Origin of the sequence: Kitasatospora herbaricolor (genome assembly GCF_030813695.1) — a bacterium.
Lineage (GTDB): Bacteria > Actinomycetota > Actinomycetes > Streptomycetales > Streptomycetaceae > Kitasatospora > Kitasatospora herbaricolor.
This window is the reverse complement of the sequence record NZ_JAUSVA010000003.1, coordinates 58,577-84,795: the sequence shown is the minus strand read 5'-3', so window position 1 is coordinate 84,795 and position 26,219 is coordinate 58,577. Positions and strand designations below refer to the sequence as shown.

Annotated in this window: 18 protein-coding genes and 1 pseudogene; 9 read left to right on the top strand and 10 right to left on the bottom strand. The window is 69.0% G+C overall.

Annotation, left to right across the window (positions count from 1 at the left end):
- Positions 1-96: 96 nt before the first annotated feature.
- Both J2S46_RS39770 and J2S46_RS39765 read right to left on the bottom strand, forming a co-directional pair.
- Entirely contained in the window at positions 97-465 is a 369-nt protein-coding gene (locus J2S46_RS39770; protein ID WP_191294435.1) for a hypothetical protein, read from the bottom strand.
- A 221-nt stretch (positions 466-686) separates the two neighbouring features.
- A complete protein-coding gene (locus J2S46_RS39765) occupies positions 687-887 on the bottom strand; it encodes a hypothetical protein (RefSeq protein ID WP_191294436.1) in 201 nt (66 codons plus the stop codon).
- Between the two features lie 657 nt (positions 888-1,544).
- Here J2S46_RS39765 and J2S46_RS39760 point away from each other — a divergent pair.
- From J2S46_RS39760 to J2S46_RS39750, 3 genes and pseudogenes are all read left to right on the top strand, one after another.
- Complete coding sequence (locus tag J2S46_RS39760) at positions 1,545-1,766, top strand: hypothetical protein (RefSeq protein WP_307353070.1); 222 nt, start codon at positions 1,545-1,547, stop codon at positions 1,764-1,766.
- Positions 1,767-1,777: 11 nt separating this feature from the next.
- A complete protein-coding gene (locus J2S46_RS39755) occupies positions 1,778-2,104 on the top strand; it encodes a hypothetical protein (RefSeq protein ID WP_307353068.1) in 327 nt (108 codons plus the stop codon).
- Between the two features lie 373 nt (positions 2,105-2,477).
- Positions 2,478-2,807, top strand: a pseudogene (locus tag J2S46_RS39750) (tyrosine-type recombinase/integrase); the annotation flags it as partial.
- A gap of 71 nt (positions 2,808-2,878) precedes the next feature.
- Here J2S46_RS39750 and J2S46_RS39745 read toward each other — a convergent pair.
- From J2S46_RS39745 to J2S46_RS39725, 5 genes are all read right to left on the bottom strand, one after another.
- Entirely contained in the window at positions 2,879-3,325 is a 447-nt protein-coding gene (locus tag J2S46_RS39745) for a hypothetical protein (RefSeq protein ID WP_191294438.1), read from the bottom strand.
- A gap of 26 nt (positions 3,326-3,351) precedes the next feature.
- Entirely contained in the window at positions 3,352-3,723 is a 372-nt protein-coding gene (locus J2S46_RS41115) for a tRNase toxin domain-containing protein (protein ID WP_503129183.1), read from the bottom strand.
- Positions 3,724-3,916: 193 nt separating this feature from the next.
- Complete coding sequence (locus J2S46_RS39735) at positions 3,917-4,168, bottom strand: DUF7848 domain-containing protein (RefSeq protein ID WP_191294440.1); 252 nt, start codon at positions 4,166-4,168, stop codon at positions 3,917-3,919.
- Positions 4,168-4,581, bottom strand: coding sequence for a hypothetical protein (locus tag J2S46_RS39730; RefSeq protein WP_191294441.1), 414 nt, complete (start codon positions 4,579-4,581; stop codon positions 4,168-4,170). The genes J2S46_RS39735 and J2S46_RS39730 overlap by 1 nt, the downstream gene beginning before the upstream one ends.
- Positions 4,582-4,709: 128 nt before the next feature.
- The gene (locus J2S46_RS39725) at positions 4,710-5,957 is read right to left on the bottom strand and encodes a helix-turn-helix domain-containing protein (RefSeq protein ID WP_191294442.1); all 1,248 of its coding nucleotides are present in this window, start codon (positions 5,955-5,957) and stop codon (positions 4,710-4,712) included.
- A gap of 135 nt (positions 5,958-6,092) precedes the next feature.
- Between J2S46_RS39725 and J2S46_RS39720 the strand changes: the two genes are divergently transcribed.
- The gene (locus J2S46_RS39720; protein ID WP_191294443.1) at positions 6,093-6,263 is read left to right on the top strand and encodes a hypothetical protein; all 171 of its coding nucleotides are present in this window, start codon (positions 6,093-6,095) and stop codon (positions 6,261-6,263) included.
- A gap of 550 nt (positions 6,264-6,813) precedes the next feature.
- On the opposite strand, the gene J2S46_RS39715 is transcribed toward J2S46_RS39720, so the two are convergent.
- The gene (locus J2S46_RS39715) at positions 6,814-7,188 is read right to left on the bottom strand and encodes a winged helix-turn-helix domain-containing protein (RefSeq protein ID WP_229913383.1); all 375 of its coding nucleotides are present in this window, start codon (positions 7,186-7,188) and stop codon (positions 6,814-6,816) included.
- A 353-nt stretch (positions 7,189-7,541) separates the two neighbouring features.
- On the opposite strand from J2S46_RS39715, the gene J2S46_RS39710 reads away from it, so the two are divergent.
- The 3 genes from J2S46_RS39710 to J2S46_RS39700 are packed head-to-tail and all read left to right on the top strand — an operon-like array spanning position 7,542 to position 10,719.
- Positions 7,542-9,218 carry a replication initiator gene (locus J2S46_RS39710; RefSeq protein ID WP_307353063.1) on the top strand — a complete coding sequence of 559 codons (1,677 nt, stop codon included), beginning with the start codon at positions 7,542-7,544 and terminating at the stop codon, positions 9,216-9,218.
- On the top strand, positions 9,215-9,400 hold the full coding sequence (locus tag J2S46_RS39705) for a helix-turn-helix domain-containing protein (protein WP_191294688.1): 186 nt from the start codon (positions 9,215-9,217) through the stop codon (positions 9,398-9,400). Before J2S46_RS39710 ends, J2S46_RS39705 begins: the two co-directional genes overlap by 4 nt.
- Complete coding sequence (locus J2S46_RS39700; RefSeq protein WP_191294689.1) at positions 9,400-10,719, top strand: tyrosine-type recombinase/integrase; 1,320 nt, start codon at positions 9,400-9,402, stop codon at positions 10,717-10,719. The genes J2S46_RS39705 and J2S46_RS39700 overlap by 1 nt, the downstream gene beginning before the upstream one ends.
- Before the next feature lie 136 nt (positions 10,720-10,855).
- Here J2S46_RS39700 and J2S46_RS40970 read toward each other — a convergent pair whose 3' ends face one another.
- Both J2S46_RS40970 and J2S46_RS39695 read right to left on the bottom strand, forming a co-directional pair.
- Entirely contained in the window at positions 10,856-11,272 is a 417-nt protein-coding gene (locus J2S46_RS40970) for a DUF6896 domain-containing protein (protein WP_370882346.1), read from the bottom strand.
- On the bottom strand, positions 11,269-19,086 hold the full coding sequence (locus J2S46_RS39695; RefSeq protein WP_191294690.1) for an RHS repeat-associated core domain-containing protein: 7,818 nt from the start codon (positions 19,084-19,086) through the stop codon (positions 11,269-11,271). The genes J2S46_RS40970 and J2S46_RS39695 overlap by 4 nt, the downstream gene beginning before the upstream one ends.
- A 761-nt stretch (positions 19,087-19,847) precedes the next feature.
- Between J2S46_RS39695 and J2S46_RS39690 the strand changes: the two genes are divergently transcribed.
- Together J2S46_RS39690 and J2S46_RS39685 are read left to right on the top strand one after the other, a co-directional pair.
- Positions 19,848-24,185, top strand: coding sequence for a ricin-type beta-trefoil lectin domain protein (locus J2S46_RS39690; protein WP_307353060.1), 4,338 nt, complete (start codon positions 19,848-19,850; stop codon positions 24,183-24,185).
- Between the two features lie 195 nt (positions 24,186-24,380).
- Complete coding sequence (locus tag J2S46_RS39685; RefSeq protein ID WP_229913287.1) at positions 24,381-26,171, top strand: PKD domain-containing protein; 1,791 nt, start codon at positions 24,381-24,383, stop codon at positions 26,169-26,171.
- The last annotated feature ends 48 nt before the right edge of the window (positions 26,172-26,219 follow it).

Here is a 26,219-nt window from a genome sequence, read left to right as displayed (position 1 = left end):
GCCCGCGCCTGCACGCCCAGAAGTGCTCCCGGCTCCGCACGGCGCGCCCACCGTCCGTCCGCTACGCCGCGCCCGGGGGACGCCGGTGGTGCAGTCTCAGCAGGTGGCGGAGTCGGAGATGCGGATGCCGGTGATGGTGCCGATCGCGCCGATGCTGTTGTTAGGGGTCAGGCAGTCGTAGTTGGTGATCGGGCCGTTGGTCCAGCGGACCCAGACGGTGTCGTCGTTGCGGGTGTTGACGACGCTGAACCCGGTCTCGTGGGTGGTGTTCTGGTAGTAGCTGGTCACGTCCCGGAACATGGCGATGATGGAGCCGTCGGCGCCGGTCCCGGTGTAGATGCAGGCGTAGGGGTAGCTGCAGCCGGAGCGGGAGTCGGCGTGTGCGGCGCTCGCGCCGGTCAGGGACGTGGCGAGGACGCCGGCGGTCACGGCGGCGGAGGCGGCGATCTTGTGCAGGGGGCGCATGGGGTGCTCCTGGTGCTTGGTGCAGGGTGCGCCGGCTGGCGCATTCGATCCTGAGGTGCGAGCAGCGTGCCGCGGGGCTCTAATCGATCACCAACAACTCGCCAACAGCCCGGACGCTCCTGGTAGGTCCGTGTCGTCGCACTCCCCCGGCTCGTTGCGCACACGCGCAACTGCGCAGAGCCGGCCACCGGGCGGGTCGTGCTGCGCAGCGCGGTCCCGGGCTAGTGCCCGGTGCAGTCGGCGGCGGGCGAGGTGGAGCCGCCGCCGTGCAGCGCGCCTCCGCCCGCTACCTCCAACAACTCGACCAGGCCCAGCGCGGCGACGGCGACGACCCACGCTGCAACCAGGCCCTGGCACGATTGGAAGCCGCCGTCACCAGCACCGCGCAACGCCTGCTGCGCCAGGCCCACCTGCTGCGCCACGAGATGACCTCCGCCCGCCTCCGGGCCGAGCGCGCGGGAGCCGCACCGGCCGCTCCCGCCACGCCTGCCGGCGCCGCTCCAGGCGCACCGCCGGCCGGCCCGGCCGTCGACCTTGTTCCCACCCGCGTCCAATCAGCCGAGCCGGGCGCGGAGCCTGTTCCGACGCGCGTCGATTCATCGGGACCGACCGCCACGGTTGGTCCGACGCCCGTCGAAACCGAGCGCCCCGACGCCGACGCCGTCCCACCGCTCCTCCCGGCCCCAGGCCGGGACGTCGCCGACCGCGCCGCGTTCGCCCCCGCTCCCCGGCTCAGCGTTTCCCGCGCGTCGAAACCGCCGGCCCCGTGCTCCGCAACGCGCAGCGGCTGCTCACCGCCGACCGCCCCTCGCGCGCCACGGCCCAGCCCTCCGGTACGGCGCCCACCGACCCGCTGCTCAGCGCAGCACCCGCCGTACCGGCGGGGCAGCGGGCCCCGGCCGGTCCTGCCCTCGTCCTGCAGGGTACGGCCCCAGTGGCAGCGGTGGCCGAGGTTCCCGAGCAGCTGCGCCTGGCGCTCGTCGGGGAGCGCACCTCCATCTCGCCGCTCGCCCGGGGCCTGGGTGCCCCGACCGGCACCTGGAATGTGCCAGACAGCGACCTGGCGCTGGAGGGCTGGGATGTCGATCCAGGCCTGTTCGTGGTGCGGCGCCCGGGCCGCCGCCTGGTGGGCTGGATCGCCACCGCCACCGCCACCGCCACCGCTGGCGACGGCAGCAGCTGGGGCCCTCGTCGACGGGCGCCAAGTCGTCGACGCCGCCGACGGCGAGCCCTGGCTCTCCCAGGACCTGCAGCACGCCGTCTCCCTGCTCCAGGCCGCCCTGGATCTGCGGACCACCTGACCCTGGCAGTCGTGGTGGTCGTCCTCCCCGTCGGTTTGGTTGTCCTGTCCTCGCCTGCTGACGAGACCGGACGTCACGCCGCGCCGGGGCGTGCCGACCGCGAGCTGGTGGTGGAGAAGGACCGGGACTTTGAACCGTACGTCCGGATCTACGTCGAGCAGGGCAGTGGCCTCACCGCCCGCCGCTGGAAGGCCGGTGCCGTCAGCGGTGACGACCTGGTCGGTGTGGAGTGGGACGGCCCGGACCGGATCAAGGTGACCACTGCCCCTGGCAGGGAGCGCGAGGTCCAGCTGATCGAGCTGGCGCCGGACGGTGCCCCTCGGACCGTAGCGAAGTAGCGCGACCGCCGGGTATCGCTGGCCGCTCGGCATCGAACCAGTTGAGCGCGCCGGCATGAGCCGGGGTGGGAACCGTTTACCGCGCCAGGGTGGCCGGCGCCCATCTCTGTGGGGCGCGGCCGTGCGATCTACGTAGTCGCCGCCCCGCACATCCGTAGCGTGACGCCAGGGGTGTCCTTCGACCGGGAAAAATGCCGAGAGAAGGAGGGGGTCGGCACGCCGCGCCTCTGTGGCCTGAGAGTCTTTCGGGGGCGTCCGCGCAGGCAAGTAGGGAGGACATCATATGCGTGGCGCCCGGTTCATCTGCTTGGTCGTCGATATCGTTCCATGAGTCAAGCATTTCATCCGATAGCGTGAGGTCGTCGCTTCCGGATCGAACGGCGCCCCGATCGAGGGAGCTACCCTCGCCCGCCACTTCACTGCACTGCTCCGCCGGGCCAGGCTCCGCCGCATCCGCTTCCACGACCTCCGTCACTCGGCGGCCACCCTCCTCCTGGAACAGGGCGTCGAACTCGTCGTCATCAAGGAACTCCTCGGCCACGCCCACATCGGTGTAACCGCTACCGTGTACGCACACGTCCGACTCCGCCTCCAGCGTGACGCCATAGACCTCCTCGGCAACGCCCTTCGCAACCCCGACGAGACCGCCACCCGACCCGACGACGGCGACGAACCGCCACTTCGTGCAGCACCCGTCCGCTGACTTTGCCGTCAACTACTGCCGTCAAGACGCCACGAAGCCCTTCCGGAACCAACTCCGGAAGGGCTTCTGTGTTAAGCGGGTGCGTACTCCAGAAGAGCAGGCATTGAACGGTGATCAGTGCCTTCCATTGTCATAATAACTCGCCTCTCGCAAGTATCGCCGAGCCACTTCATGAATCTCTCTACCGACCGGAAAGAGGTCTCGTCCGACACGTCCCCGGGATCGAAAGTGAACTCGACCTCCTCCATGTCAAAGAAGTAGCACGTGAACCATATGCCATCAACAAGGACCGCCAATGTAGCTGAAGCTTCCCCATCAACAGCAAGTGATTCAAACAGCTCCCTCGCGTTGTTTAGAACTCCCGGGGGCTCCTCTGAAAGGGTCGTGGTGAACGACACCTCCCATTCAGAAGATGAGAGCGAAGAGATCATCCGCTGCCAGTCCTCAACGTTGGCGTCAAGGATGCAGAGATCACGCAGCGCCCCGTCTACCAGGAAGTCCTCACGTTGGTAGCGCATCCTTGCTGCTCCACTTCTCGGCTCGATTAGAGGAACCCTTCAAAGGTGAGATTCCCGCCACGCATGCTCCACCGCGCGCCCCAGCCGCCAGGCATCTTGATATCTCGGGTGACGCCGCCATAATGGGCGGATGCTGATGTATCGAGCGTATCGGTGGCGTTCGGGTGAGAGAGGATCTCCTGAATCATCTCATCCGCAACCTCGGACCTCTGACTATTATTTACCTTGCCGAAGTCGTATCGATCGACATGCGCCTGCCCGCGCTTAGCGATATTTCCAGGGCTGGGATCTCCATGCTTCTGAAGGGCTCGGCCAGCGGGCGTCAACTGACCCTTGGCATTTCCCGTGGCTGCCGCATAAAGGTCGTCGGCACTTGCATTTCCACAGTTATGAACCAGGACCGGCGTGGTGCCTGCGAGGACATAGTACGTGTGCTACGCGACCCCTCTCTACCTGCTTTGTCGCAGGTCAACGGTGGTTTGACGGTCCGTCGGCGTCCGTAGATGTGCACCGAAGTCCGTGGTTGTTGCCGTCTCTACTACCGTCAGAGGTGTAGACCAATTGCCCTCGCTGACGGTTGCGCGCGTGATCCTACTGCCATGCTCCAGGCTCGGCGCGGACGACGGTGCGGGTCGTCTGCTCGTAGGACTGGTGACCGGTCTGCGCACAGTGGCCGGCGATCCAGCGCGTCAGCTCCTTGGGGGTGTGCATCTCGCCGGACGCGGCGGCGCAGTTCCGTTCTTCGCCGGTGACACAGAGCGCCTCGAAGGTCGGCAGCGCCATGGGGTCGGTCACGGTGGTCACGTGGTACTCGCGGAAGCGGTAGCGGGTGGCCTTGCCCATCAGCCTTCCCCCTGCCCACCAAGGGGGCTGACGCTCGCAGGTTCACCCTCCTCGGCCGCCTCCTCCTGCGGCAGCGGGATGCGCTCTCCGCGCGACTCGGCGACCCTGAGCGCGTCCGACAGGGCCTCGGCCAGCCGGCAGGCGAGCCAGCGGTACTCGATCGCCGACTGCGCCTTGGCACCGGGGGCCAGGATGCCCCGGGCGTACTCCAGCAGCTCGTGACCCATGCCGAGTTGCACGGTTTCGATGCCGTCGGCGAGCGTCGAGATGTAGCCCTTGCCGTCGGTGCTCAGGTAGCAGGGGCGCCCGTCCTCGGTGGTCCATGGCAGCAGGCGGGGTCCCGCCATGCCCGACGCCGCTTCGTGCAACTCCCTGCGACGCAGACGGTCCGCGTCGCTCCTCGGCATGCCCATAGTGGATCTCCGGCCTCGGTCGCTGGAACAGGACACGGCGACCGTAACGACCTGACTAGACGTCAATCCACGGACACGGCAGGGCAGATCGCAAAGCAAGGTCCGCGAACTGCCACGCTGCGTAACACCTATCCGACGACGCCCAGATAGCCGGCCATCTCGCGCATGTCGCTGGTCAGCGTGCGCTTGCGCTTGCTCAGGATCTCCTGCATGGTCTCGGCCGCCGAGTTCTGGTGCCTCAGCCACTCGGGGGCGGCTTCACGAGCGCGGATCAGCTCGTCCATGGCCGCCGAAAGGTCTCCGGTTCGCGTGTGGGCGCGCGCCATGTCCAGCGTGAAGCGGTTCCCGTCGTTCGTGCTGGGCCTGCCCAGCCGTTTCCACGCCTTCGGTGACAGCTCGACCTCTTCACCCGCCTTGCGCACCACCGCGCGGGCGTCGCCGATGACCATGGAGTCTTCGAGTGCCTTGATGGCGGCGGTCACCGGTCCGAAGACGGACCAGTGCCGGGAGACGTTGCGGTGCGCCGTGCCGACGGCGGTTGCCGCCACCCGCGCTGCCCTGCGGTACTCCTTGGCCTCGTCCGGGCGGTTGTTGCGTGCAGCCGCGGCTGCGGCCTCCATGGCCAGACCACCCCACACCGCGTAGTGGTCGGGCTCTGCGCCGGTGATCTTCGGCTCCACCACGTCCATGCTCTGGGCGGCGATCCGCTCCGCCTCCTCCAGCCGGCCTTGCCGCACCAGCAGCCAGCACATGCAGCCGACTCCGGACCCGGCGGCGAGCAGGTCTCCGCCCTCCCGCGCGTCCGTGATGGCTCCTCGCAGGGCCGTGTAGGCGATGTCGTACTGCCTCACCTGCGTGAGGTAGGTGCCGGCCAGGCGCAACGCCTCGGCTCGGGCGAGCAGGGCTTGCCGGTGCTCTTCGTCGCTGTCGTAGTGGGCGACGGCCCGCGCGGCGTCCCGCAACAGGCCGGGCAGTTGGGCGGCGACGCTCTTGTAGCTGTCGGAGAAGTACAGCACCCGCGCGTCTCGAACCGTTCGGGCGTAGGCCCGCAGGTTCGGTTCCTCACCCACGGCCTGGGCATCCTGGTCCACGAGCCCCACCGCCGGCGTGAGCGCGGCGCGAAGCTGGATGAGGTTGAGCCGGTTCGGCTCCTCCGCCCGCCCTACAGGCTCCGGTGCGCCGGACGCGACGAGTGCCGCCGTGGGGATGCCCAGAGCGCGGGCCAGAGCGTGAAGTGTCTCCATGCGGACCGTTCCGCCTTGCTCGACCTTCCGGACCGTCGCCGGGGACAGGCCCGCCGCGTGGGCAAGTTCCTCCTGGCTCATCCCGGCCCGTCGCCGGTACTTCCTCACGTTGTCCGCGAGTTCCATCGTCATCTCACCACCTCCAGCGCCACGGTACGCCTGGTGGGCGAACTGACCGGGCTCTCTGGGAAGATACCCACCCGGGGCAGTGACCCACCGCCACGCGCGGCCGCGAGGGAGTTGGCGCTGTACCTGTCGTGGCTCGCCGTGGCCTACCCCGATGCGAACGAGCCTGAGGCGGCGGCGGGGACGGCTGGCCGGATGTTCGCCCTGGGGCAGAGCGGCAGCGAGCGCACCACGGAGCGCACGCGGATCGTGCTGGACCGGCTGCGGGCGTTCCGCGACGTCCCCGAAGTCGCCGAGCTGCTGGCGTCCTGACCATCGCGACCGCACGGGGGTCCACCCGAACTGCTGCAGTCGGCGTCTCGGCGCACAGCGCGGCTCGTGCGTGGACGGGTCGGCGGGTTGGCGGGTCGGCGGGTCGGCGGGTCGGCGGGTCGGCGGGAACCTACGCTCCGTGCCGAAGGCGACATCGGCCACCCCCCTCGGCGAGCCCGACGATAGAAGCGAGTCGGACCCCTGGCCGACCCTGTTGCCCGCGATCCGGCCGTAGGACGGTCGCAGGCGACAACTTGCTCCGCGAACGCGGAAGGAGTCCTTACTCCACAACTTGCTCCGGCCCTGGGCGGTGCTGGGGTAAGCAGCGCTTACCCCACAACTTGCTCCCATCGGGCACCAGTCGAGCCCCGCTCACGACCCAGCGGACCGCTGACCGCCGACACCCGTGCAGACCTCGGGGCTGATCCGACTCTGGGTCGGTCGGCGACGTCGGGCCACCTCCAGCGGGCGGGGCCCGCCTTGAACCTCGTAGAGAAAATCTGGACGCACACCCCCGGCCCTGGCCCCGAGCAGTCCAGGGGCCCGGGGGTCAGCGGCCAGGCCCGCCGCCGCCCGCCTCCAGGGCTTCGACGCGGGCACGCAGAGCGGTGAGCTGATCAAGCGTCTCGGCCAGTGCCAGCTCCAGTGCCTCGACGCGCGCCGCCGTCCCGCCGACGGGCGTGTTCTCCGCCTCCCCGTCACCTGGGTCGGTGTCGGGGTGGGCGACGAAGGCTCCCTTGCCGGGGCGGGAGATCGCGTAGCCGTCCTGCTTCAGCAGGGCCATGGCCTTCTGCGCGGACAGGCTGGAGGCCCCGTACTCCGCCATCAACACGGCCTGCGTCGGCAGCGCGTCCCCGGGCTTCAGCTCCCCGGAGCAGATCCGCCCCCGCAGGGCCTCGGCGATGACCTCGAACGTCAGCAACACCGTGCCACCCGCCGGTCTACGTCCCCGCCGCCCCACCGTCACCGCAGGTCACCCCGCTTTCTCTGCGCCTCTACCACCGAAAACCGGCCCGTCCAAAACGGAAGACCGGGGCCACAGTACTCGCGTCCCCACCGGCCACCGAAATAGATGAGGAGGGATGCACTTGAATGCGCGCTTGAAGCGATGCTACCTTCACGCACCGCTGGTGAACACCACCGCTGACCAGGCCAGACGTCCCCGGCCCACCATCCGCGCCCGCCGTCACGCGCACCGTGCCCACGTGCGCCGATCACCCGGGTCGCCCCTCAATCGCCTCTCCTCATTCTCCCGACTCCTGCCGGAGGTCTGTCCCCATGCCCGCGCAGCTCCAACTCCCCACCCCCGCAACCACCTCCACTCCCGCCAGCACGGCGTTCGCCGCACCGGCGCTCACCACCAGCGCCGACACGTCCGCGAACAGGAACTCGGCGCTGGAACGCCGGGCGCGGCTGACCGCCAGGCTGGCCAAGCTCGCCGCCGCCGGACACCTCGCACCCCTGGCCCGCCAGATCAGCTCACTGGGCGGCTGCGCCCGCCCGATCCGCCTGACCGGCCACCGCACCCGCCTGGACACCGCCACCGGCCAGATCCTCGACCACCTCGACACCCGCCACCTGCCCGCCGGCGAACTCCTGGTGCGCTGCGGCAACCGCCGCACCACCCGCTGCCCCGCCTGCTCCACCCTCTACCGCTACGACACCTACCAGCTCATCGCCGCCGGACTACGCGGCGGCAAGACCGTCCCCACCAGCGTCTCCACCCACCCCCGCGTCTTCGCCACCCTCACCGCCCCCGGCTTCGGCCCCGTCCACAACCAGCCCGGTGCCGCCCCCTGCACCTGCGGCACCCGGCACGCCGACGGCGACCCGCTCCTCGGCACCCCGCTGAACCCGCAGCGGTACGACTACACCGGCGCGGTGCTGTGGAACGCCCACGCCCCCGCTCTGTGGGCCCGCTTCACCACCCACCTGCGGCGTGAAATCGCCCACGCCGCCGGACTGACCCAGCGCACCCTGCGCCACCACGCCACGCTCTCGTACGCCAAAGTCGCCGAGTACCAGAAGCGCGGCCAGATCCACTTCCACACCGTCATCCGCATCGACGGACCCACCGGCCCCGCAAGCGCCCCGCCTGCCTGGGCCACCACCGCGCTCCTCGACCACGCCGTCCGCGCCGCCGCGAAGCGGGCCCGCGTCCGGCGCCAGCACCGCTCCGCGTCCGGGGAGACCGACGGGGTGCAGCCGTCGGAGTCCACGGTGTTCCGGTTCGGGCGGCAGATCGACGTCCGCGCGATCCGCAGTACCGACTTCACCGGCGACGCCCCCGTCACCGACCGCCACGTCGCCGCCTACATCGCCAAGTACGCCACCAAGGGCGCCGAGACCACCACCGGCACCCTCGACCGCCGACTGCGCTTCCTGGCCGAACTCGCCCAGCACGACCTCACCGACCACGCCCGCCGCATGATCCACACCGCCTGGCACCTCGGAGCTCAGCCCCAGCACACCCACCTCCGCCTTCGCCAGTGGGCCCACATGCTCGGCTTCCGAGGCCACTTCTCCACCCGCACCCGCCACTACTCCACCACCCTCACCCACCTCCGAGCCGAACGCACCACCTGGCGCACCCGCCAAGACGACGCCCAGGAGCGGGCTGGCGAGGGGCGGTCGGTCACTGACCAGCAGAGTGACCACAGTGACCGCGCTGACCTGACCGCCGGTCACACCGACCCCGACTCCGGTCACCGCGCCGGTCAGCGCACAAAGAGCGGGCGGCGCGTCGGCACGGACACGACCATGGTGATTTCGCACTGGCAGTACACCGGAAGCGGCCTCCTGCCCGAACTCGCCCACCTCGCCGACCTCCTGGCCGCTGCACCGAAGCCCCGCCCCGAGCAAGCAGCCCGCCCCCGGCAGGCGCAACGCCCCGGTGACCGGACCGGACACTCTGCCGACCCGCTGACCGCCGCCCCGGCGGAGGCGACCGAGTGACCGCCGACGCCGAGCTCCTGACCGTCCCCGAGGTCATGGCGCGTCTGAAGATCAGCCGCTCCACCGTCTACGACCTCATCCGCACCCGACAGCTCGCCTCCATCACCATCGGCCGCGCCCGCCGCATCCCCACCCACGCCCTGCACACCCTCGTCCACCACCAACTCGAACAGGCAGCCTGATGACCACCCCCGACACCAACCCCTCCCCCAGCACCAGTTCTCGCAGGGCCCGCGCCAACGGCGACGGCACCGTCTATCAGCGCAAGGACGGCCGCTGGGAAGCCGCCGGCTACGTGCTGGCCGTCGGCGACACCCGCAAGCGCGTCCGCGTCTACGGCACCACCCGCAAAGAGGCCCTGGCCAAGCTCACCGAGAAGATCGCCGCCAGCAACCGCGGAGTCCCTGCCCCGTCCGCACAGGGCAGCGTCGCAGCGTTCCTCACCTACTGGCTGGAGACCGTCGCCGTCCACCGGCTCCGCGAGAACACCCACACCCGCTACACCGCCGTCGTCCGCCTCTACCTCATCCCCGGGCTCGGCCGGAAGAAGCTCTCCAAGCTCACTGCCAAGGACGTCCGCACCTGGCTCGACCAACTCCGCACCACCTGCCAGTGCTGCGCACGCGGCCTCGACACCGCCCGCGACCAGCCCCAGTGCTGCGCCGTGGGGAAGTGCTGCTCCAAGCGCCTTTCCCCGCTGACCATCGCCTACGTCCACTCCGTGCTCAAGTCCGCACTGGAGCACGCCGTCCGCGAAGAGGAGATCCCCCGCAACGTCGCCCGCAACGTCCGCATGGGCACACCCCGCCCCCGCCGCTTCGAACCCCTCACCGCCAAGGAAGCCCGCGCGTTCCTCGCCGCCACGGAGGGGCACCGGCTGCACGCGCTGTTCGAACTCGCCCTGCGCACCGGACTTCGCAAGGGCGAACTCCTCGGCCTGCGCTGGGAAGACCTCGACCTGGCCGGCGGAACCGCCAGCATCCGCCGCACCCTCCAGCGCACCCACTCCGGTGGCCTGACCGCCCTGCCGACCAAGACCCAGAGCTCGGAGCGGCGTATCGCTCTGCCTACGCCGTGCCTGCACTCCCTCGAACAGCACCGAGACCGGCAGCGTCAGGAACGCGAAGCGGCGGGCGTTGACTGGCAGGACAGCTGCTACGTCTTCACGAGCCTGGACGGCGCCCCGATCGACCCCGCCAACCTCTCCCGGCACTTCACCGCCCTGCTCCGCCGGGCCAGGCTCCGCCGCATCCGCTTCCACGACCTCCGCCACTCGGCGGCCACCCTCCTCCTGGAACAGGGCGTCGAACTCGTCGTCATCAAGGAACTCCTCGGCCACGCCCACATTGGCGTCACCGCCACCGTCTACGCCCACGTCCGGCTCCGCCTCCAGCACGACGCCATAGACCTCCTCGGCAACGCCCTCCGCCACCCCGCAGACGCCACCGCCAAACCCGACGACAGCGACGACCTGCCATTTTGTGCAGCACCTGTCCACTGACGTTGCCGTCAACTACTGCCGTCAGACGCCTGCGAGGCCCCACCGGAATCCCCGGTGGGGCCTCGCATCAATTAATGCCTGGATGGGAAATTTGGAAGATCCAGATAATCCCAAACAAGGCATTCATTTTTACCGCTCACTGATTATCGTTTCCGAATGAGAACCAACCCTCGACCGGCTCTCCGAGAACTCCTATCATGACCATCCTGCGGCACTCCCGAGTCAATTCATCTTGACCGGCCGGGAATTCTATGCCGCGACTTAGCGAGAACCTTCTGATCCGCCACGAATCGAATACCTCGGTGCCGTCCCCTAGGAAATCGACATCAATTTCATAGCCACTAGGGTCGGTGAACAAACAGCCGCTCCCATGAACGCTGTACTCGATCCCTCCCGAAAGTTCCCCCGACTTCGCCAACTCGCGTGCGCGTGCACGCTTCGCAACCAGGGCCAACGAAGATCCCAGGTCGGGGCAACCCTCCGCGAAGGCAGCTCGAAGCCGAGCCAGGGCTTCGAGATACCCCTTAACCTCGCCAGAAGCATCGCTTGTCATCTGAATCCCGGCTTCTTGTAGCGGTTCACCAGCTTGTCTGGAGCAACCTCGGCCCAAGCACTAATCACGTCATCGATGCCACCCGAGTACCTGGCCAGGAGATCCTCGTTCGACACAATCTGATACGGAACGTTGATACCTGCCCGCTTGGCTGCCGCGACCCTGTGGTGACCGTCCAGGATATAGAGGTCGTCACCATTCTTCGCAACCTTGATCGGGTCCCCCTGCCAGCCGCCCTGCTTCATGGACTCCGTCAGACTATCGACATTCCGCTTGGATGCGTTTCCCGATAGGGATTCAGTGCGCTTAAGGCTATAGGGGTCAGCCTCGCCGCAGTTATGAACCAAGATCGGCGTGGTCCCCGCCAGCACATAGTACGTGTGGATGTTCTTGATGGTGAGGTCGTAGGCGACGGTCGGGGCGGTGTGGCCGTTGCTGACGCTCTTGATGGCCGCGGTGCGGCCGTCGGGGAGGCGCAGCTGGTGTCCTGCTTGGAGGTTGGCTGCTTCAGTCCACTTCTGGCTTGTTGTGTCCCAGAAGGGGTGGTGCTGGGTGGTGGTGAGGTTCTGCTCCCCGGCCTCCTGATCGGGCGCCTGTGTCGGTGTGGCCAGGGTGAGGTTGGTGAAGTCCTGGTCATCGGGCGTGGTGATAGTGGCCGTGACAGGGTTGGCGCTGGTTTCCCCGGTTGTGGGGTTGGTGGCCTCGACGAGATCGCCGGCCTTGAGGTCTTCGATCGGAAGTGAGGATCCGTCGGCCAGGAGAACTTCAGTGCCTGCGGGGAAGCTGTGCGTTGCGCAGCCAGGGTCTGCCGTTGCCGGGGCTGCGTCTGGTGTGGGTATTACATCGGTGGGGTCGCCTGCCGACATCAAGAGGTCGAGGATGGTGCTGGCTTTTTTGGCGTTCTTGAGAGGCTTTACGCCGGGGATGATGTTGGTGGCGTCGCCCAGGGCGTTGAGGAATTCGCCGTCCTGGATGTCCATGACGGTGGCTGCGATGGCGGCCGGGACATTGAGGCCGGGGATGAATTGGAGGACGCTAAGAGAATTCTTGATGTTTCCTCGAAGGGTTCCTCCCCGCTCGATGGTGAAGATGTGGTTGCCGACGAGGCTGGGGTGTTCCTTGGTGGTACCGGCGGATTTGCTCCAGTACGACTCGGTCCAGGCTCCGTCGCGCTCCAGTTTGAAGGTCTCGTGGATTATTTCGCCGGTGTCGCGGCCGCCTGAAGTTTCGGTGCAGGTTCCGAATCCCCCGCAGACGCCTTCCGGTCGTAGCCCGCTGGGGTCGCTGAGGTTGACGGGGTCGTTGTTGCTGTAGGTGTAGGCGTTCCATTGTTGGGGGTCGCCTGCGTCGATGATTGGGTCTGGGGTGATGAAGCGGCCGGTGGTGGGGTCGTACTGTCGGGCGCCGAGGTTGGTGAGGCCGGTGGTGTCGTCCTTGGTGCCGCCGACGAAGCCCTTGTTGCCGGCCCAGGTGCCTGGGGCGGGTTGGGTGCCGCGGGGGTTGCCGAACGGGTCGGTGGGCCGGCGGGTGGTGGTCAGGGTGTTGCGGTCGATGCTGGTGGTGCCGGTGCCGTGGTGATCGGCCGTCTGGACAACGAGGGCGCCGGGGGCCGTGCCAGCTCCGGTGCGGACGGTGGTGAGTCCGCCGGGGGTGGGGTAGTAGCGGGTGCCGGTGAGGGTCTTGGGGTTGGTGGAGGTGTCGACGGTGAGTTCGTCGGCGCCGAGGGTGATGGTGGTCTTGCCGGGGTTGCGGCGGATGAGCTGGTTGCCGTTGGCGTCGTAGACGTAGGTCGTGGTTCCGGCGGTGCCGGTGGAGGCGAGGGTTTCGAGTTTCTCCTCGCTGTTCCAGGTGAGCGTGGTGGTGCCGGCGGTGTTGGTGATGGCCGTGGTCTTGCCGGTGGCGTCGTACTGGTAGGTGGCTGCGCTGGTGCCGCCGGGGCCGGTGGTGGTGGTGCCGAGGAGGGCGTGGGGCCCGCCGGTTCCGCCGCCGGTGTTGGGGGCGCTGGTGGGGGTGTTGCGGGTGCCGGGGGTCGGGTAGCGGGAGGAGGTGCTGGTGTCGTTGGTGGCCGGCTGGGTCAGGGGCGACCACGGCGACCAGTTCTTGGTGACGCCGTCGCGCTTGGTGTAGTTGAGCTTGCCCGATCCGGTGAGGAGGAGTTTGAGGTCGGCGCCGGAGCCGGCTGCGCCGACGGCGGTGGGGGTGGTGACGGGGCCTGCCGCGGAGCTGAGGTCTCCCCAGGGCGACCATTGGCCGGCGGAGTCGCGTGCGGCGTGCCAGGGCTTGCCGGCGGCGAGGGCGACGGTCTGCAGGCCGGCGGTGGTGCTGGCGAGGGTGAGTTGGCCTTGGCCGGTGAGTGCTCCGGTGAGTGTGCCGGTGACGCTGTAGACGTCGCCCCAGCCCTGGGTCTGCCACTGGCCGTCGGGCTTGCGGACGGTGTGCCAGAGCTTGCCGCTGGCGGACACCATGATCTCAAGGCCGGAGGCGGTGGCGGCTGCGGCCATTTGGCTCGGGTTGGTGAGGGGTCCGACGACGCTGTAGACGTCGCCCCAGCCCTGGGTCTGCCAATTGCCGTCGGGCTTGCGCAGGGTGTGCCAGATCTTGCCGCCGGAGAAGGCGAGGACCTCCAGGCCGGAGGTGGTGGCGGTGAGGGCGACCTGGCTCGGGTTGGCGAGTGAGCCGACGACGCTGGAGATGTCGCGCCAGTCCTGCCAGCTGCCGTTGGTGTTGCGCAGGGTGTGCCAGATCTTGCCGCCGGAGACGGCCATGACCTGCAGTTGGCCGTTGCTGATGGCGGCGGAGAGGGATCCGACGTTGGCGAGCGCTCCGCCCTGGGCCGCGAGCTCCGTGAAGGGTGCCCAGGTGCCGTCCTGGTTCTGCTGGGCGGTCCAGACTTTGCCGCCGGCCAGGCCCACGGCCCAGGTCTGGGTGGAGTCGGTGGCGGTGGTGATCTGGGTGAGCTGGGAGGTGTCGAGGACGGCTGCGGATCCGGTGTTGTGTGCGGTCAGGCCGGTGCGGTTGCCGGTGGGGTCGTAGGTGTAGTCCTGCCAGTAGGGGTTGGCACCGCCGACGGTGTTCTTGGCGGGGGCGACCGCTCCGCTGGTGGGGGAGGCGTTGGTGCAGGAACCCTGGTCGAGGGTCTTGTGCAGGTTGGGGTCGGGGGTGGTGATGCCGCCGGTGTCGGTCCAGGCGGTGGCGAGCCGGCCGAGGGTGTCGTAGGTGAAGCACTGACGGTCGGTCGCGGACGGCTTGTTGTCGGGAATGTCGGTGATGGAGGTGATCGCACCAACGGGGTTGTAGGTGTAGTTGGTCAGCTGCACCTCGCCCGTGCCCTGGGCCTGGTTGTCCAGGGCTTGCGAGCGGACGCGGCCGGTGCCCTCGTCGTAGTTGATGGTGCTGACCGCTTCGGTGCCCCACGCGTTCACCGTGGAACGGATCGGGCGACCGTACGCGTCGTAGTCGTTGTCGTTGTTGTAGATCTCTGCACTGCTGCTGTAGGCGAGCAGTTCGCCGTACTGGTTGTACCCGTACCTGAGCGTCTCCTCCGGCATACCGCCGAGAGCAGGGAGAGTGGCGTTGTCCAGGTTGCCGGTGATCTGGTTGTACGCGGCACTCGTGCTGTAGGTGAACGTCGTTCCCGCAGCCTGGCCGACCTCTGGGCCGGGGATGGTGACGGTGCTGCCGGTGGGCCGGTAGCCGGTGTCGTAGCCGGTGACGGCGGTGGTGTAGGCCTTCCCCGTGGCGATGTTGCCGCCGACGTAGCGTGTCGAGGAGGTGGGTTGTCCCTTCAGGATCGTGTCGAACGTCCATCCGGCGAGCTGGTTGGCGCTGCTGACCGTGCCCTTGTAGAGGCCGGTCTTTCGACCGTTCAGGTCGTAGGTGTAGCTGAGCACCTCGCCCTTGGCGTTGGTGCTGGTGGCCAGGCGCGAGGCCGCGTCGTAGGTGAGGGCGGCGGTTCCGGTGTCCGGGTCGGAGGCGCTGATCTGACGGCCGCGCTGGTCGTAGCTGTAGCTCCAGGTGTTGCCGGCGGTGTCCACCCGGGTGGCTGGCTGGCCGGCCGGGGTGTATGTGTACCGGGTCACGGCGGCGTTGGCGCCCTGGCCGGTCGCGGTCGGCGTGTTGTACTGCCACAGTTCACTGGCACGCCCGCGGGCGTCGGTGAGGGTGGTGGTGGGCCACGCGCCCGGCGGGGGGACGACGTCGGTGCGGTCGATGCCCGGGTAGGCGGTGGTGGTCCGGGTTTGAGAGACGCCCTTGAACAGCGTCTCTGCGACGACCGGGCGGCCGAGGCCGTCGAAGGTCGTGTGGATCTCCGAGGGGACCACCTCGCCGTTGGCGGGCTGAAGCAGTGTGCTCGAGGGGGTGCTGGCGTCGTTGTACCAGGCGTTGTTCGTGCGCCAGGCCCGTCCCTGGGAGTCGTAGAAGGTGTCGGTGATCATCCGCCCGAGGTTGTGGACCTGGCTGGGCGGGGTGGACTGGGTCTGGCGGGTGCGCCCGAAGCCGTCCAGCAGGGTGACCTGACGCATGTACACCGGCGCCTGGCCGTCGGACATCAGCGTCGAGGTGGTGACGGTGGACGGCGTGCCGACTGCTGCGGAGACCTTGTACTCGAACTTCTGGTTCGGGTTGGGACTGCTCGCGGGGGTACGCCCCGGTGACCAGACGCCGGTGAGGCGCCCCAGGGTGTCGTACTGCTGGGTGGTGGTCCTGCCGTTGGCGTCCGTCGAGGTGAGCGGGAGCGAGCGGCCCGGGTCGAGGGTGACGACCGTGTCCCAGCTGCCGCTCGTCGCACCGGGGACGGGCGCCGAGACCTTGACGGTCGTCGGGAGTTCGCCTGCGGCGGGCGCGGTGTAGGTGGTTGTGGTGGTGGCGCCGTTGGGGTGCTGGTCGTCCTTGCTGTTGGGGTCGGTGACCGAGACGGCGTGGCCGTAGCTGTCGTAGGTGCGGCTGGAGACCGGAACGAACTGGGGCTTGCCGGTGGCGTCGTACCGGTCGAGGGTCCACGTGGTGGTCGGGTCGCCGGTCGCACCCGCCTCGTCCTGGGGCTGGCCGTCGTACCGCACCTGGCCTCGGGAGACGGTGTTGGCGGCGGTTGCGGATGTGGCGACGTCAGCGGCCTTGGCGCAGGGGTTGGCGCCCGAGACGGTGACGGTCTCGGAGGCCAGGTCGGTGCGCTTGAACGCGTTCGGTGCGGTGACCGTGGCGTAGCGGGTGGCGGTGCACAGGTCGGGAAGGCCGTCGGCCTGGCTGAGTGAGGTGTTCGGCCGGTTGCCGTTGGCCGGGTCGGTGGTGGATGTCGTGGTGCTGGTGCGCCAGGTGCCGTCGGCCTTCAGCGCACGGCTCGTCTGGACGCTGCTGGTGGCGGGGTAGCGGGCGACCAGCGGGGGCAGGCCGCTCCCGCGGTCGTGGGAGGCGGTTGTCAATTCCTGGCTGAACGTGGAGACGTTCTGCGCCGTGACCGTTCCGCCAGCCTGGGTGAAGGCCTCGGTCATCAGCACCTGGCCGCCGAGCCACTCGGCGTCGGTGTCCTGGCCGAGGCGGTTGTTGAGCCAGGTGCGGTTGGCGCCGGTGATGTCGGCGCTGAGCAGGTCGGTGAGATGGACGCTGCGCGTGCCGCCGGCCTTGCGGGCGTCGCCGTCCATGCCCTGGCGGTAGGTGGTGCGGGTCTGCCCCTTGGGGCCGTCGTTGCCGTCGCCGCTCGTGACGGTGACGGTGGCGAAGCCGCGGAAGTCACCCCAGGTGCGGGCCTTGGGGTCGGTGAACTCGCTGTCGTCGCGGTGCCAGCCGGCCTTCCCGTACTGGTAGGTGGTGAACATCGACGTCAAGTGGGTTGCGAAGTCGTTCTCGCTGACGGAGGAGACGACGTAGTGGTTGAACCAGTCCAGTACCGGGTCGGCACCGACCATGGAGCCCGTGGGGGACCATCGGACCGGGTAGCAGGACATGGTGTTGTCGTCCTCGGCCGTCGGCATCACGTGGTTGATGCGTGAGCAGCCGGGGAGCTGGTAGTCGACGTCGACGACGCCGCCGGTCTCGTTGTGGATCTGCTCCAGGCGGGGGCGGTACATCAGCGGCGGCGCTGGGATCACGTCGGTGCCGTCGACGCGGTTCTGGAGCATCCGGTACCCGAGGGTGACGGTGGGCGCTGAGGCGTCGTTCTCGGGGTCGGCGGGGCTCTTGAGGTGTTTGATCGAGTTCAGCCAAAGAGTCTTGGCGTCGTTCGGGTCGGGGACGCCGTCCTTCGGGTCAGGGGTGGGGTCGGGGAAGGTGTGCGCGAGGACGTACTTGTCGACGTCCTTCCAGGCGTTGTTGACGCGTACGGAGGTGACGATTCTGGCCAGGCGCTTGGTGGTGAAGTAGGTGGGACCGTACTTGGCGCAGGTGGGGGTGTTGGTGCATTCCTGGTCGACGGGGACGTCCGGCCAGTTGTTCTTGTTGGCCACCGTCCGGTTGGCGACCGTGCACAGCGCTCCCGTGTCGAGGCAGCGCTCCTCGGTGCCGAAGGTGATGCGGGCGGCGGGCTGCAGGGTGCCCTTGGCGGCCTGCTGGTCGGTGAGGCGCTGGCCGTAGTCGATGCGGGCGAGGGTGGTGGCGCGGGTGTAGGAGCTGGTGGTTCCGTTGCCGTTGTTCTGGCCGGCGCCCCGCTTGTACCAGTTCGCTTCCGGCGCCCAGGTGTAGGTGATCAGGTTGCCGTGCGGGTCCACGACGTAGTCCAGGGACAGGCGCTGCCACATCTGGCACCAGGAGTCCTTGCCCTGGGCCGGCTTGTAGCACTCGTCGCCCGCGTTGGGGGAGTACACCGGCACGGTGGACGCCGAGAGTGTCGGCTGGTCGCTGTTGTCGCCGCCGGGGAGGTGGTTGCGGCCGAAGTAGTAGACGGTGCCGGAGGGGTCGGTGACCTTGGCGTAGGTGCCGTTGTAGGTGCCGTTGCCGGTGGCCGTGTCGGAGACGAACTCGACCTTGGTGCCGTCGTCGTTCTTCAGGTGCCAGGCGCCGGTGGCTGCGTCGGACGTCGCGCCCATGCTGGACGCGCTGACGAGTTCCCCGGAGTGGGAGCCGAGGGAGAGGGTGGCGTTGTAGCCGCCCCAGCACAGGTCGCCGGAGCCGGTGATGCCGTCCTTGTCGCAGGGCTTGTAGGTGCGCTCGATGAAGCCGGGGCTGAAGTCCCAGCCGTCACCCACCCAGGAGGCCTGCGAGTTGGTCGTAGAGGTCTTGCCGTCCACCGAGGAGGAGTTGTAGCTCAGTGAGACGTCGGGGGTGCCGCCGCCCAGCGCGGGAGGCGCCTGGACGCTGTAGCCGTAGGTGAAGGCGCCGGAGGAACTGCCGGCCGACCAGTTCGAGGAGGAGCTGAGGCTGGTAGCGCTGTAGGTGCCACCGCCGCCTGAAGGGCCGATTTCCCCGCCCAGCAGCAACGGCGCGAGCGGCGCGGCGGCCGGCGCTGCCAACGCGCCCGCGAAGGAGGACTTCACCGCACCCGTGGCCGGCGGGGAAGAGCTTTCGCCGCCCAGCGGCAGTTGGACATCCACGACCAGCCGTTTGGTGGCCGCGTCGTAGGTGCTGGCGACCGGCGTGCGGACCAGGCAGGACGGGACCTGCGGAGTGGTGAGCGCACAGGCCGGGAGGGTCACCAGGCGCCCTCGGGAGGCGAACTCACCGCCGGTCTGGGCGTTCAACGCAGCGAGGTCGACGGCGACCTTCACCGGCTCAGGCGAGCCGGCGCCCGCATCGGCGGGGGCCGGGGTGGCGGTGAGGGAGAAGAGGAGGCCGTTGACGCCGGCCGCGTCGGCGGCTTTGGTGTCGGACTGGACCACGGTCACCGACTGCGCCCGTAGGGGGGAGGGCGCTGCGGCTTCGGCCTTCGGGGCCGGGGCGCTGATCCACACGGGGAGTGCGCCGGCCTGCGCTGCGGTCCCTGCTCCCGAGGCGGTGAGGTGTGCGGTCGCACTTTCCTTTTTCGCCTGCGGCCGTGCCGGCGCGGTCCGTGCCGGCGCAGGATTGGCGGGTCGTTTCGCGTCGGTTTGGGCCGGCTTGGAGACCTCCACAGCCTTCACCGAACGAGTGGTGGGCAACGGGGTGTTCGGTGGGGACCAGATTCGGGAGGGGTCCGGGCTTGCCGCTGCGGCCTGCGCGGCGAAGGGGCCCAGCAATGACGCGATGACAGCCAGCCCCAAGGGACCTGCTATTCGCCGTCGGAAGTCATTGGGAGGTGGAGGATTCTTGCTTACTGACACATTGTCACCAGGCCTCAAATGTGACCGATCGGAGCCTGTTGCCCGATCACATCATTTTGTGCGAACTCTAAGCCCCTGGCGGCTCTGGCCTGCAGTGATGTCCATCGGATCGCCCCTGTGATGCATCTCACGTGCAGTCGTAGATCATCTTCTTCCGTGCGCAATCGGGACAATTAGCAAACATTGGAAGTCAAATCATCATTGACTCTCCCTTATGGCCTTGAAAGTGTGCGGATGACCTCTGCGCACCGGCGCAGGGGCCTTCGTTTGAGGATCTCGTGCGCCGTATGCCTATAAATTCGATGGCCCGTCAAAAACCACCCACGTGCACTCCACGAACAGGGGCCGTGCGGCTTCGGGCCACCGCGACGGCATCCATCCTGTCCCTGACCGCAGCGCTGCTCTCCCTCGCCCCGGTCTCCGCCAGGGCCGAAACCGGGGACGTCCAGGCGGCCATCCGCGCGGGCGACGCCAAACACGCCGGGGAGGTGCAGCAGTCGGACCCTGCCGAGCAGGCGCTCGCCGAGGCGGCCAGGACCGGCAAAGACGTACCCGTACCCTCCCTGACCGACGAGTTCAGCACCACGACCGCCACCCCCGAGGGCAAGCTCCGTCAGGAACGGCACCTGGACGCGCAGCGCACCAAGCGCGCGGACGGCTCCTGGGTCGGCCTGGACGACACCCTGGTGCGGCAGGCGGACGGCTCGCTGGCCCCTGCCGCGGCGAGCGAGAAGCTGGTGATCTCGGGCGGCGGCAGCGGGCCGCTGGCGACCATGACTACCAGGGACGGCAAGCAGCTGGCCGTCGGCTCGCCCTTCCCCAGTGCGTTGCCGACACCGATGGTCAGCGGCAACAGTGCCCTGTTCACCTCCGTGGCACCGGACACTGACCTGGAGGTCAACGTCACCCGCTTCGGCGGCTACACCACGGTGCTGATCCTGCACACGCCGGCCGCGGCCGCGAACCCGGCCGTCAGGGCACTGAAGTTCCCCACGACCTCGAAGGGCCTGGACATCTCCTCGGGTGCCGACGGCAGCCTGCAGGCGGCCAGCGGGGGCGAGAGCGTCTTCACGGCCCCGCCCCCGCAGATGTGGTCCGCCGGCGCACCCCTGACCGCCGCAGAAGGCGCGGCGGCGAACGCGCCGGCCAAGCCGGCCGTCGTGCAGAGCGCGTTCACGGAGCAGGACGCCTCGGCGCAACCGCAGCCTCAGGCGGACGGCACGCCGAGCACCACCGACGGCCCGGGCCCGAGCGCCACGACCGCCGGCATCCCCGTCACCACCAGCACGGACGGCCCGGGCAAGGCAACGATCCACCTCGCCCCCAGCCCGGAACTGCTGGACGGCGCGAACACCAGCTACCCGATCTACGTGGACCCGTCCTGGTCCAACGACGCCCGCGGCAAGAGCCACCACTCCTGGGTGCAGTCCGGCTATCCGAACGTCAGCTCGAACTTCGACAGGACCGGCTCCACGGGCCGGGATCGCCCCGGCGTCGGCTACCAGGGCTGGGAACCTGTGACCGGCATCGAGCGGGCGCTGTACGAGTTCAACCTCAACGGTTACTTCAACACCACCGCGATCAGCTACGCCAACCTGCACGTCACCCAGTCGCTGTCCGCCGACTGGTCCTGCACCGCCACCTACCCCGTCACCCTCTACCGGGCAGGCGCCTTCGACAACAACACCAACTGGAACAACCACAGCAAGCTGGAGTGGGTCGACAGCAAGAACGTCCCCGGCAACGGCAACAACGCCAACTGCATGGGCGGCATCGGCGTCGACTACAACATCACAACCCCCATGCGCAGCGCCCTCGCCGACACCAGCAAGCCGCTCGCCTTCCTCCTCGCCGGCAACGAGGGAACCGGCGACAAGAACGGCTTCAAGCGCTTCGACTACGACGCCGTCCTGTCGACCCTGTATGACCACCCCCCGCTGACGCCGACCGACCCGAAGGCCCTGCCGACGCCCAACCGCGTCACGGCCCCCGACACCGACGCCTGCTACGACGCTCCGCTGTCCGACTACGGCTGGGTCACCAGCACCGGCACCGCACTGACCTCCGTCGTCAGCAGCTACAACCAGACCCAGCTCACCCAGTTCGCCAGCATCTGGGACAACTCCGTCGCCGGCGCCCCCGGCGTCGCCAGCGGCTGGTCGACCTTCGTCCCCAAGGACAGCCGCGCCTCCTACAACGTCCCCCTGGGCACCCTGAAGGACGGCCACTACTACGGCTGGCAGACCCAGGGCGACGACGGCCTGCTCCGCGGCCCCGCCACCCCCGTCTGCCACTTCGCCGTCGACACCACCCCACCCATCGCTGCCTTCGGCACCGTCACCGACCTCACGACCCAGTACCCGCCCTCCGGCAGCGGCCAGGTCACCAAACTGCACCTGGGTGACACCGGCAAGATTCCCTTCGCCGCGTACGACCCCAACCCCTCCGGGCTGCTCGCCTCGGGCCTGTCCTGTGTCCGCTGGGGCTACGACCCTCAGCTGGTCGGTGCCGACCAGGTCTGCGGGACTCCGCTGACCGTCACCGAGCTCACGACGACGCCCAAGCACTGGGGCACCAACATCCTCTTCGCGGAGGTGTTCGACGAGGCCGGGAACGCTTCCCCCACCGTCTCCTACTCCTTCTACGTCCCCTGGACGGACGGCCCCGTCGCGTTCGGCGACACCACCGGGGACGCCCGCCCCGACATCCTCGTCCCCGACGCCGCCGGCAACCTCATCACCCACGGCCGCGCCACCGACCCCGGCAACACCAACGTCCCCCCGACCGGCACCACCGTGGCCCGAGGCCAGGCACCCGAGGCCACCGCAAACGGGTGGAAGGACTTCCACGTCACCCACCGCGGCTCCCTGAACCCCGGGCGCAACGTCGACGACCTCTTCGTGCACCGTGACGGCGGCGACAAGCTCTACTACTACGCCAACCCGGAACGCGACAACGGCTCCTTCAAACAAGGCAAGGCGACCGAACTGACCCGGCCCGACTGCGTGGGCACCGCCGCCGCATGCCCGGGCTACCAGCAGAACGGAGGGTGGCAGAACACCAGTCAGATCACACCGATCGGCTCCCCCGACAACATCCGCCTCCCCAGCCGGAACTTCGAAAACGCCACCGGGATCCTCGCCGTCCACGCCGGAAACCTCTGGTACTATCCGGCCGAAACCGTCACTTCGCTGCGCGCTCCCAATCTCGTGGCGGCCGGCGGTTGGGACAACCTGGACCTGATGGTGCCCGGCAACACCCTTGCGATCGATGTCACCGGCACCGTGCCCATCGCTCCGGCGCTGTGGACCAGGGCCCGGACCGACAACAGTGCGACCAGCACGACGGCAGGTGACATCCGCCAGTACGCCCTGACCACCGAGACCCGTACCGACGGAGCGGGCAGCTACACCGTGGTCACCGCAGTCGCCCCGACCTCGGCCTCCGTCATCTCGAAGGGCACGTTCGACGTCGGAAACTACCCCATCGTCGGATCCGACGGCGACCAGACCGGCGACGGCATTCCCGACCTGTGGGCGCTGAACAGGGACGGAAACCTGCGGGTCTGGCCCGCGACCGCGACCAACGGCCGCGTCACCGCTCTCGGCGACTTCCACTACCGCGGCACCACCCAAGCTCCCAGCGCCCAGTGGCAGCTCGACGAGAACACCGACGCCACCCCGAACACCTACACCGGTACGAACAGCAACATCAGCTTCACCAGCGACACCGTCGACGGCCGTGCCACCAAGGTCGCCACCTTCAACGGCAGCACCTCGGCCCTGACCACCGCCACCCCCGCCATCGCGAACCCCAACCAGAGCTTCACCCTCAGTACCTGGGCCAAGTCCACCGGCGCCGGTGGCATCGTCGCCAGCCAGAGCACCGCGCACGCCGCCAGCTTCCTGCTGTACAGCGAAGGCACCGGCGGCTCCTGGCGCTTCGCCCTCGCCACCGCCGACAACGACGCCTGGCCCTACGTCTACACCAGCACCAGCAACAACGCCGCCCTCGTCACCAACGGAGCCTGGACCCGACTGACCGCCAGCTTCAATGCCACCACCGGCGAGATGAGCCTGTACGTCAACGGCGCGCTCGCCGGGAGCGCCAACCGCTCCACCGCCCCAAGTCTCCCCACCAACGGTTCCTTCGTCCTCGGCCGCTACCAGTACCAGAGCAGCCTGGCACCCACCGCCCAGAACCCCAGCTTCAACGGCAGCATCAGCAACTTCGCCGTCTACAACACCGCGGTCGTCCCCGAACCCACTACCACCGCCGTCCGGCACGCCTCCACCGCCGACTGCCTGGACGTCCCCAACAACGACCCGAGCCAGGGCATCTCCATCACCGGCTGCAACAACAGCCCCGCCCAGAACTTCGTCGTCAACCCCGCCGACGCCACCGTCAACCTGCGAACCACCATGTGCCTGGAACTCACCGGCGGCAACACCGCCAACGGCGCCGCCGTCGGCCTGGGCACCTGCGCCCCCGGCACGGACCGGCAGAAGTGGCTCGCCCGTGCCAACGGCAGCCTCTACAACCCCGTCTCCGGCCGCTGCCTGGAACTGCCCAACAACGACACCACCCCGGGCACCCGCCTGCGCATCCTCGACTGCAACGGCACGCCCGCCCAGACCTGGAGCATCCCCACCCTCAACGCCCCCGCGCTTCCCGTGAACCCCTGACACCCTGGGGACACGGGGCCAGTGCCTCGCCGAGGCACCTCGTCCGGCCTCTCGGAAGGCCTCGTGCCGAAGGCGCTGGCAGGGGTGTGGACTCCACCGCATCGCAGGAATCACTAACGGCCGTCGCCCGCCCCCGGAACCCCGGGGGTGGGCGACGGCAGCCCACTCCGCAACTCCATCAAAGGGACAACTTTCGTGCACGCTCGCCGCATCGTAGGGCTGGCCACCGCCGGCCTCATCACCGCTCTCGGGCTCCCCGCGCCCCTCGCGGCCGCCGACGTGATCCCCAACGCCGGCACCGACAGCATCAGCCAGCTGGACCTCGGGGCCGTCGGCTCCCAGAGCGCACTGCCCGCCGTCACGCTGTCCCTCGACGAGACCTGGGCTCCCGTCGGCACCACGATCACCGCCCTCGCGAGCGCCAGGGCCACCTTGCCCGCCGGGCTCACCTATCACTTCGACTTCGGTGACGGCACAATCCTCCAGGCCGGCACGGCGAGCGCCGAGCACATCTACACGGTCCCCGGTGACTACGACGCCAAGGTGACGGTGGCCGACCAGGCCGGCGCTCAGGTGAGCAGCGCCACTGTCGCGGTCAAGGCCACGGTGGCCGACCGGTTGACGCCGTCCCTCACCGCCACCGACGTCATTCCGGACTCGATGAATCCGCTCGGCCACATCGCGCCCCTCACCGTCAACGTGGACAGCTCCGCCACGGAATCGTCCTGGCCGCTCACCGGCTCCACCGTCGACTTCGGTGACGGCAGTGCCCCCGTGCACGTCGACTTCCCGCAGTACACCAGGCACACCTACAGCACCCCGGGCGACTACACGATCCGGCTGACGGTCACGGACAAGCGCGGCCGCACGGCGCAGAGCAGCATTACCCACCACGCCGCGTACGCGCCGGCCGGCTACCTGCCGGTGAATCCGTACCGGCTGCTGGACACCCGCGAAGTGGGCGTCGGCCTCAAGGGCGGCGATGTACGGACCGTCAAGATCCCGCTCGGTACCAGCCGCTATCCCGAAATCACCTCCGGCTCCATATCCGCGGTGGTCCTGAACCTCACCGCGACCGAATCGCGCGAGGACACCCACCTCACGGTCTGGCCGGCCGGCCAACCGCGTCCGGCCACCTCGAACGTCAACGTCGCCGCCGGCAGCACGGCGTCCAACCTGGTCACCGTCCCGCTCGGGTCGAACGAGTCCGTCAGCATCGTGGTCAACTCCGGCCGGGCGCAGGCCGTGGTCGACGTCGTCGGCTACTACCAGCCGAACGTCGGCAGCCGCTTCGCCGCCGTCGCTCCCCGGCGGCTGATGGACACTCGGGCCGGCACGGCGCTCACCGGCGACGAGACCCGGCGGGTCAAGGTCGCCGGGATCAACGGCATCCCCCTCGACGCCTCCGCCGTCACGCTGAATCTGACCTCCACCCAGGCCTCCGCCGACACCTACTTCACGCTCTGGTCGGGCGACAGCGACCGCCCGGTCACCACCAGCCTCAACCCCTCGCCGGGCCGCGACCGCGCCAACCAGGTGATCGTCCCGGTCGGCGCGGACGGCACCATCAGCTTGTACAACCACGTCGGTTCGGTGCACGCCGTGCTCGACGTCTTCGGGTACTACGGCCCCGGCGCCGACAGCCTGTACACCCCCGTCCGGCCCGTGCGTCTCGGCGACACCAGGACCGACGCCGCGGCCCGGCCCGGCCCGGACAGTGTCACCACCGTCGGCGGCATCCCCGCCGGCGCGACCGGGGCCGCCCTGAACGTCACCGCCACCGCGGCGAGCAGCACCAGCTTTCTCACCGTGTGGGCCCACGGGGAACCGCGGCCCGGCACCAGCAACCTCAACACACAACCCGGTACCACCGTGCCGAACCACGTGACCGCCCCGGTCGGTCAGGACGGGAAGGTCGACATCTACAACCACGAGGGAAGCACGCACATCGTTACCGACCTGTTCGGCTACTTCAGCAAGCCCTGACCCGGGGTGCCGCCGGGTTGCTCGGCGGTCGATGCCCTGGAGCGGTGC

What these genes read in the sequence shown, in the direction of transcription:
- J2S46_RS39770 (WP_191294435.1), bottom strand. Translation starts at nt 465, where the DNA reads ATGCGCCCCCTGCACAAGATCGCCGCCTCCGCCGCCGTGACCGCCGGC.
- J2S46_RS39760 (WP_307353070.1), top strand. Translation starts at nt 1,545, where the DNA reads ATGTCGATCCAGGCCTGTTCGTGGTGCGGCGCCCGGGCCGCCGCCTGG.
- J2S46_RS39745 (WP_191294438.1), bottom strand. Translation starts at nt 3,325, where the DNA reads ATGCGCTACCAACGTGAGGACTTCCTGGTAGACGGGGCGCTGCGTGAT.
- J2S46_RS39735 (WP_191294440.1), bottom strand. Translation starts at nt 4,168, where the DNA reads ATGGGCAAGGCCACCCGCTACCGCTTCCGCGAGTACCACGTGACCACC.
- J2S46_RS39730 (WP_191294441.1), bottom strand. Translation starts at nt 4,581, where the DNA reads ATGGGCATGCCGAGGAGCGACGCGGACCGTCTGCGTCGCAGGGAGTTG.
- J2S46_RS39725 (WP_191294442.1), bottom strand. Translation starts at nt 5,957, where the DNA reads ATGACGATGGAACTCGCGGACAACGTGAGGAAGTACCGGCGACGGGCC.
- J2S46_RS39710 (WP_307353063.1), top strand. Translation starts at nt 7,542, where the DNA reads ATGCCCGCGCAGCTCCAACTCCCCACCCCCGCAACCACCTCCACTCCC.
- J2S46_RS39700 (WP_191294689.1), top strand. Translation starts at nt 9,400, where the DNA reads ATGACCACCCCCGACACCAACCCCTCCCCCAGCACCAGTTCTCGCAGG.
- J2S46_RS40970 (WP_370882346.1), bottom strand. Translation starts at nt 11,272, where the DNA reads ATGACAAGCGATGCTTCTGGCGAGGTTAAGGGGTATCTCGAAGCCCTG.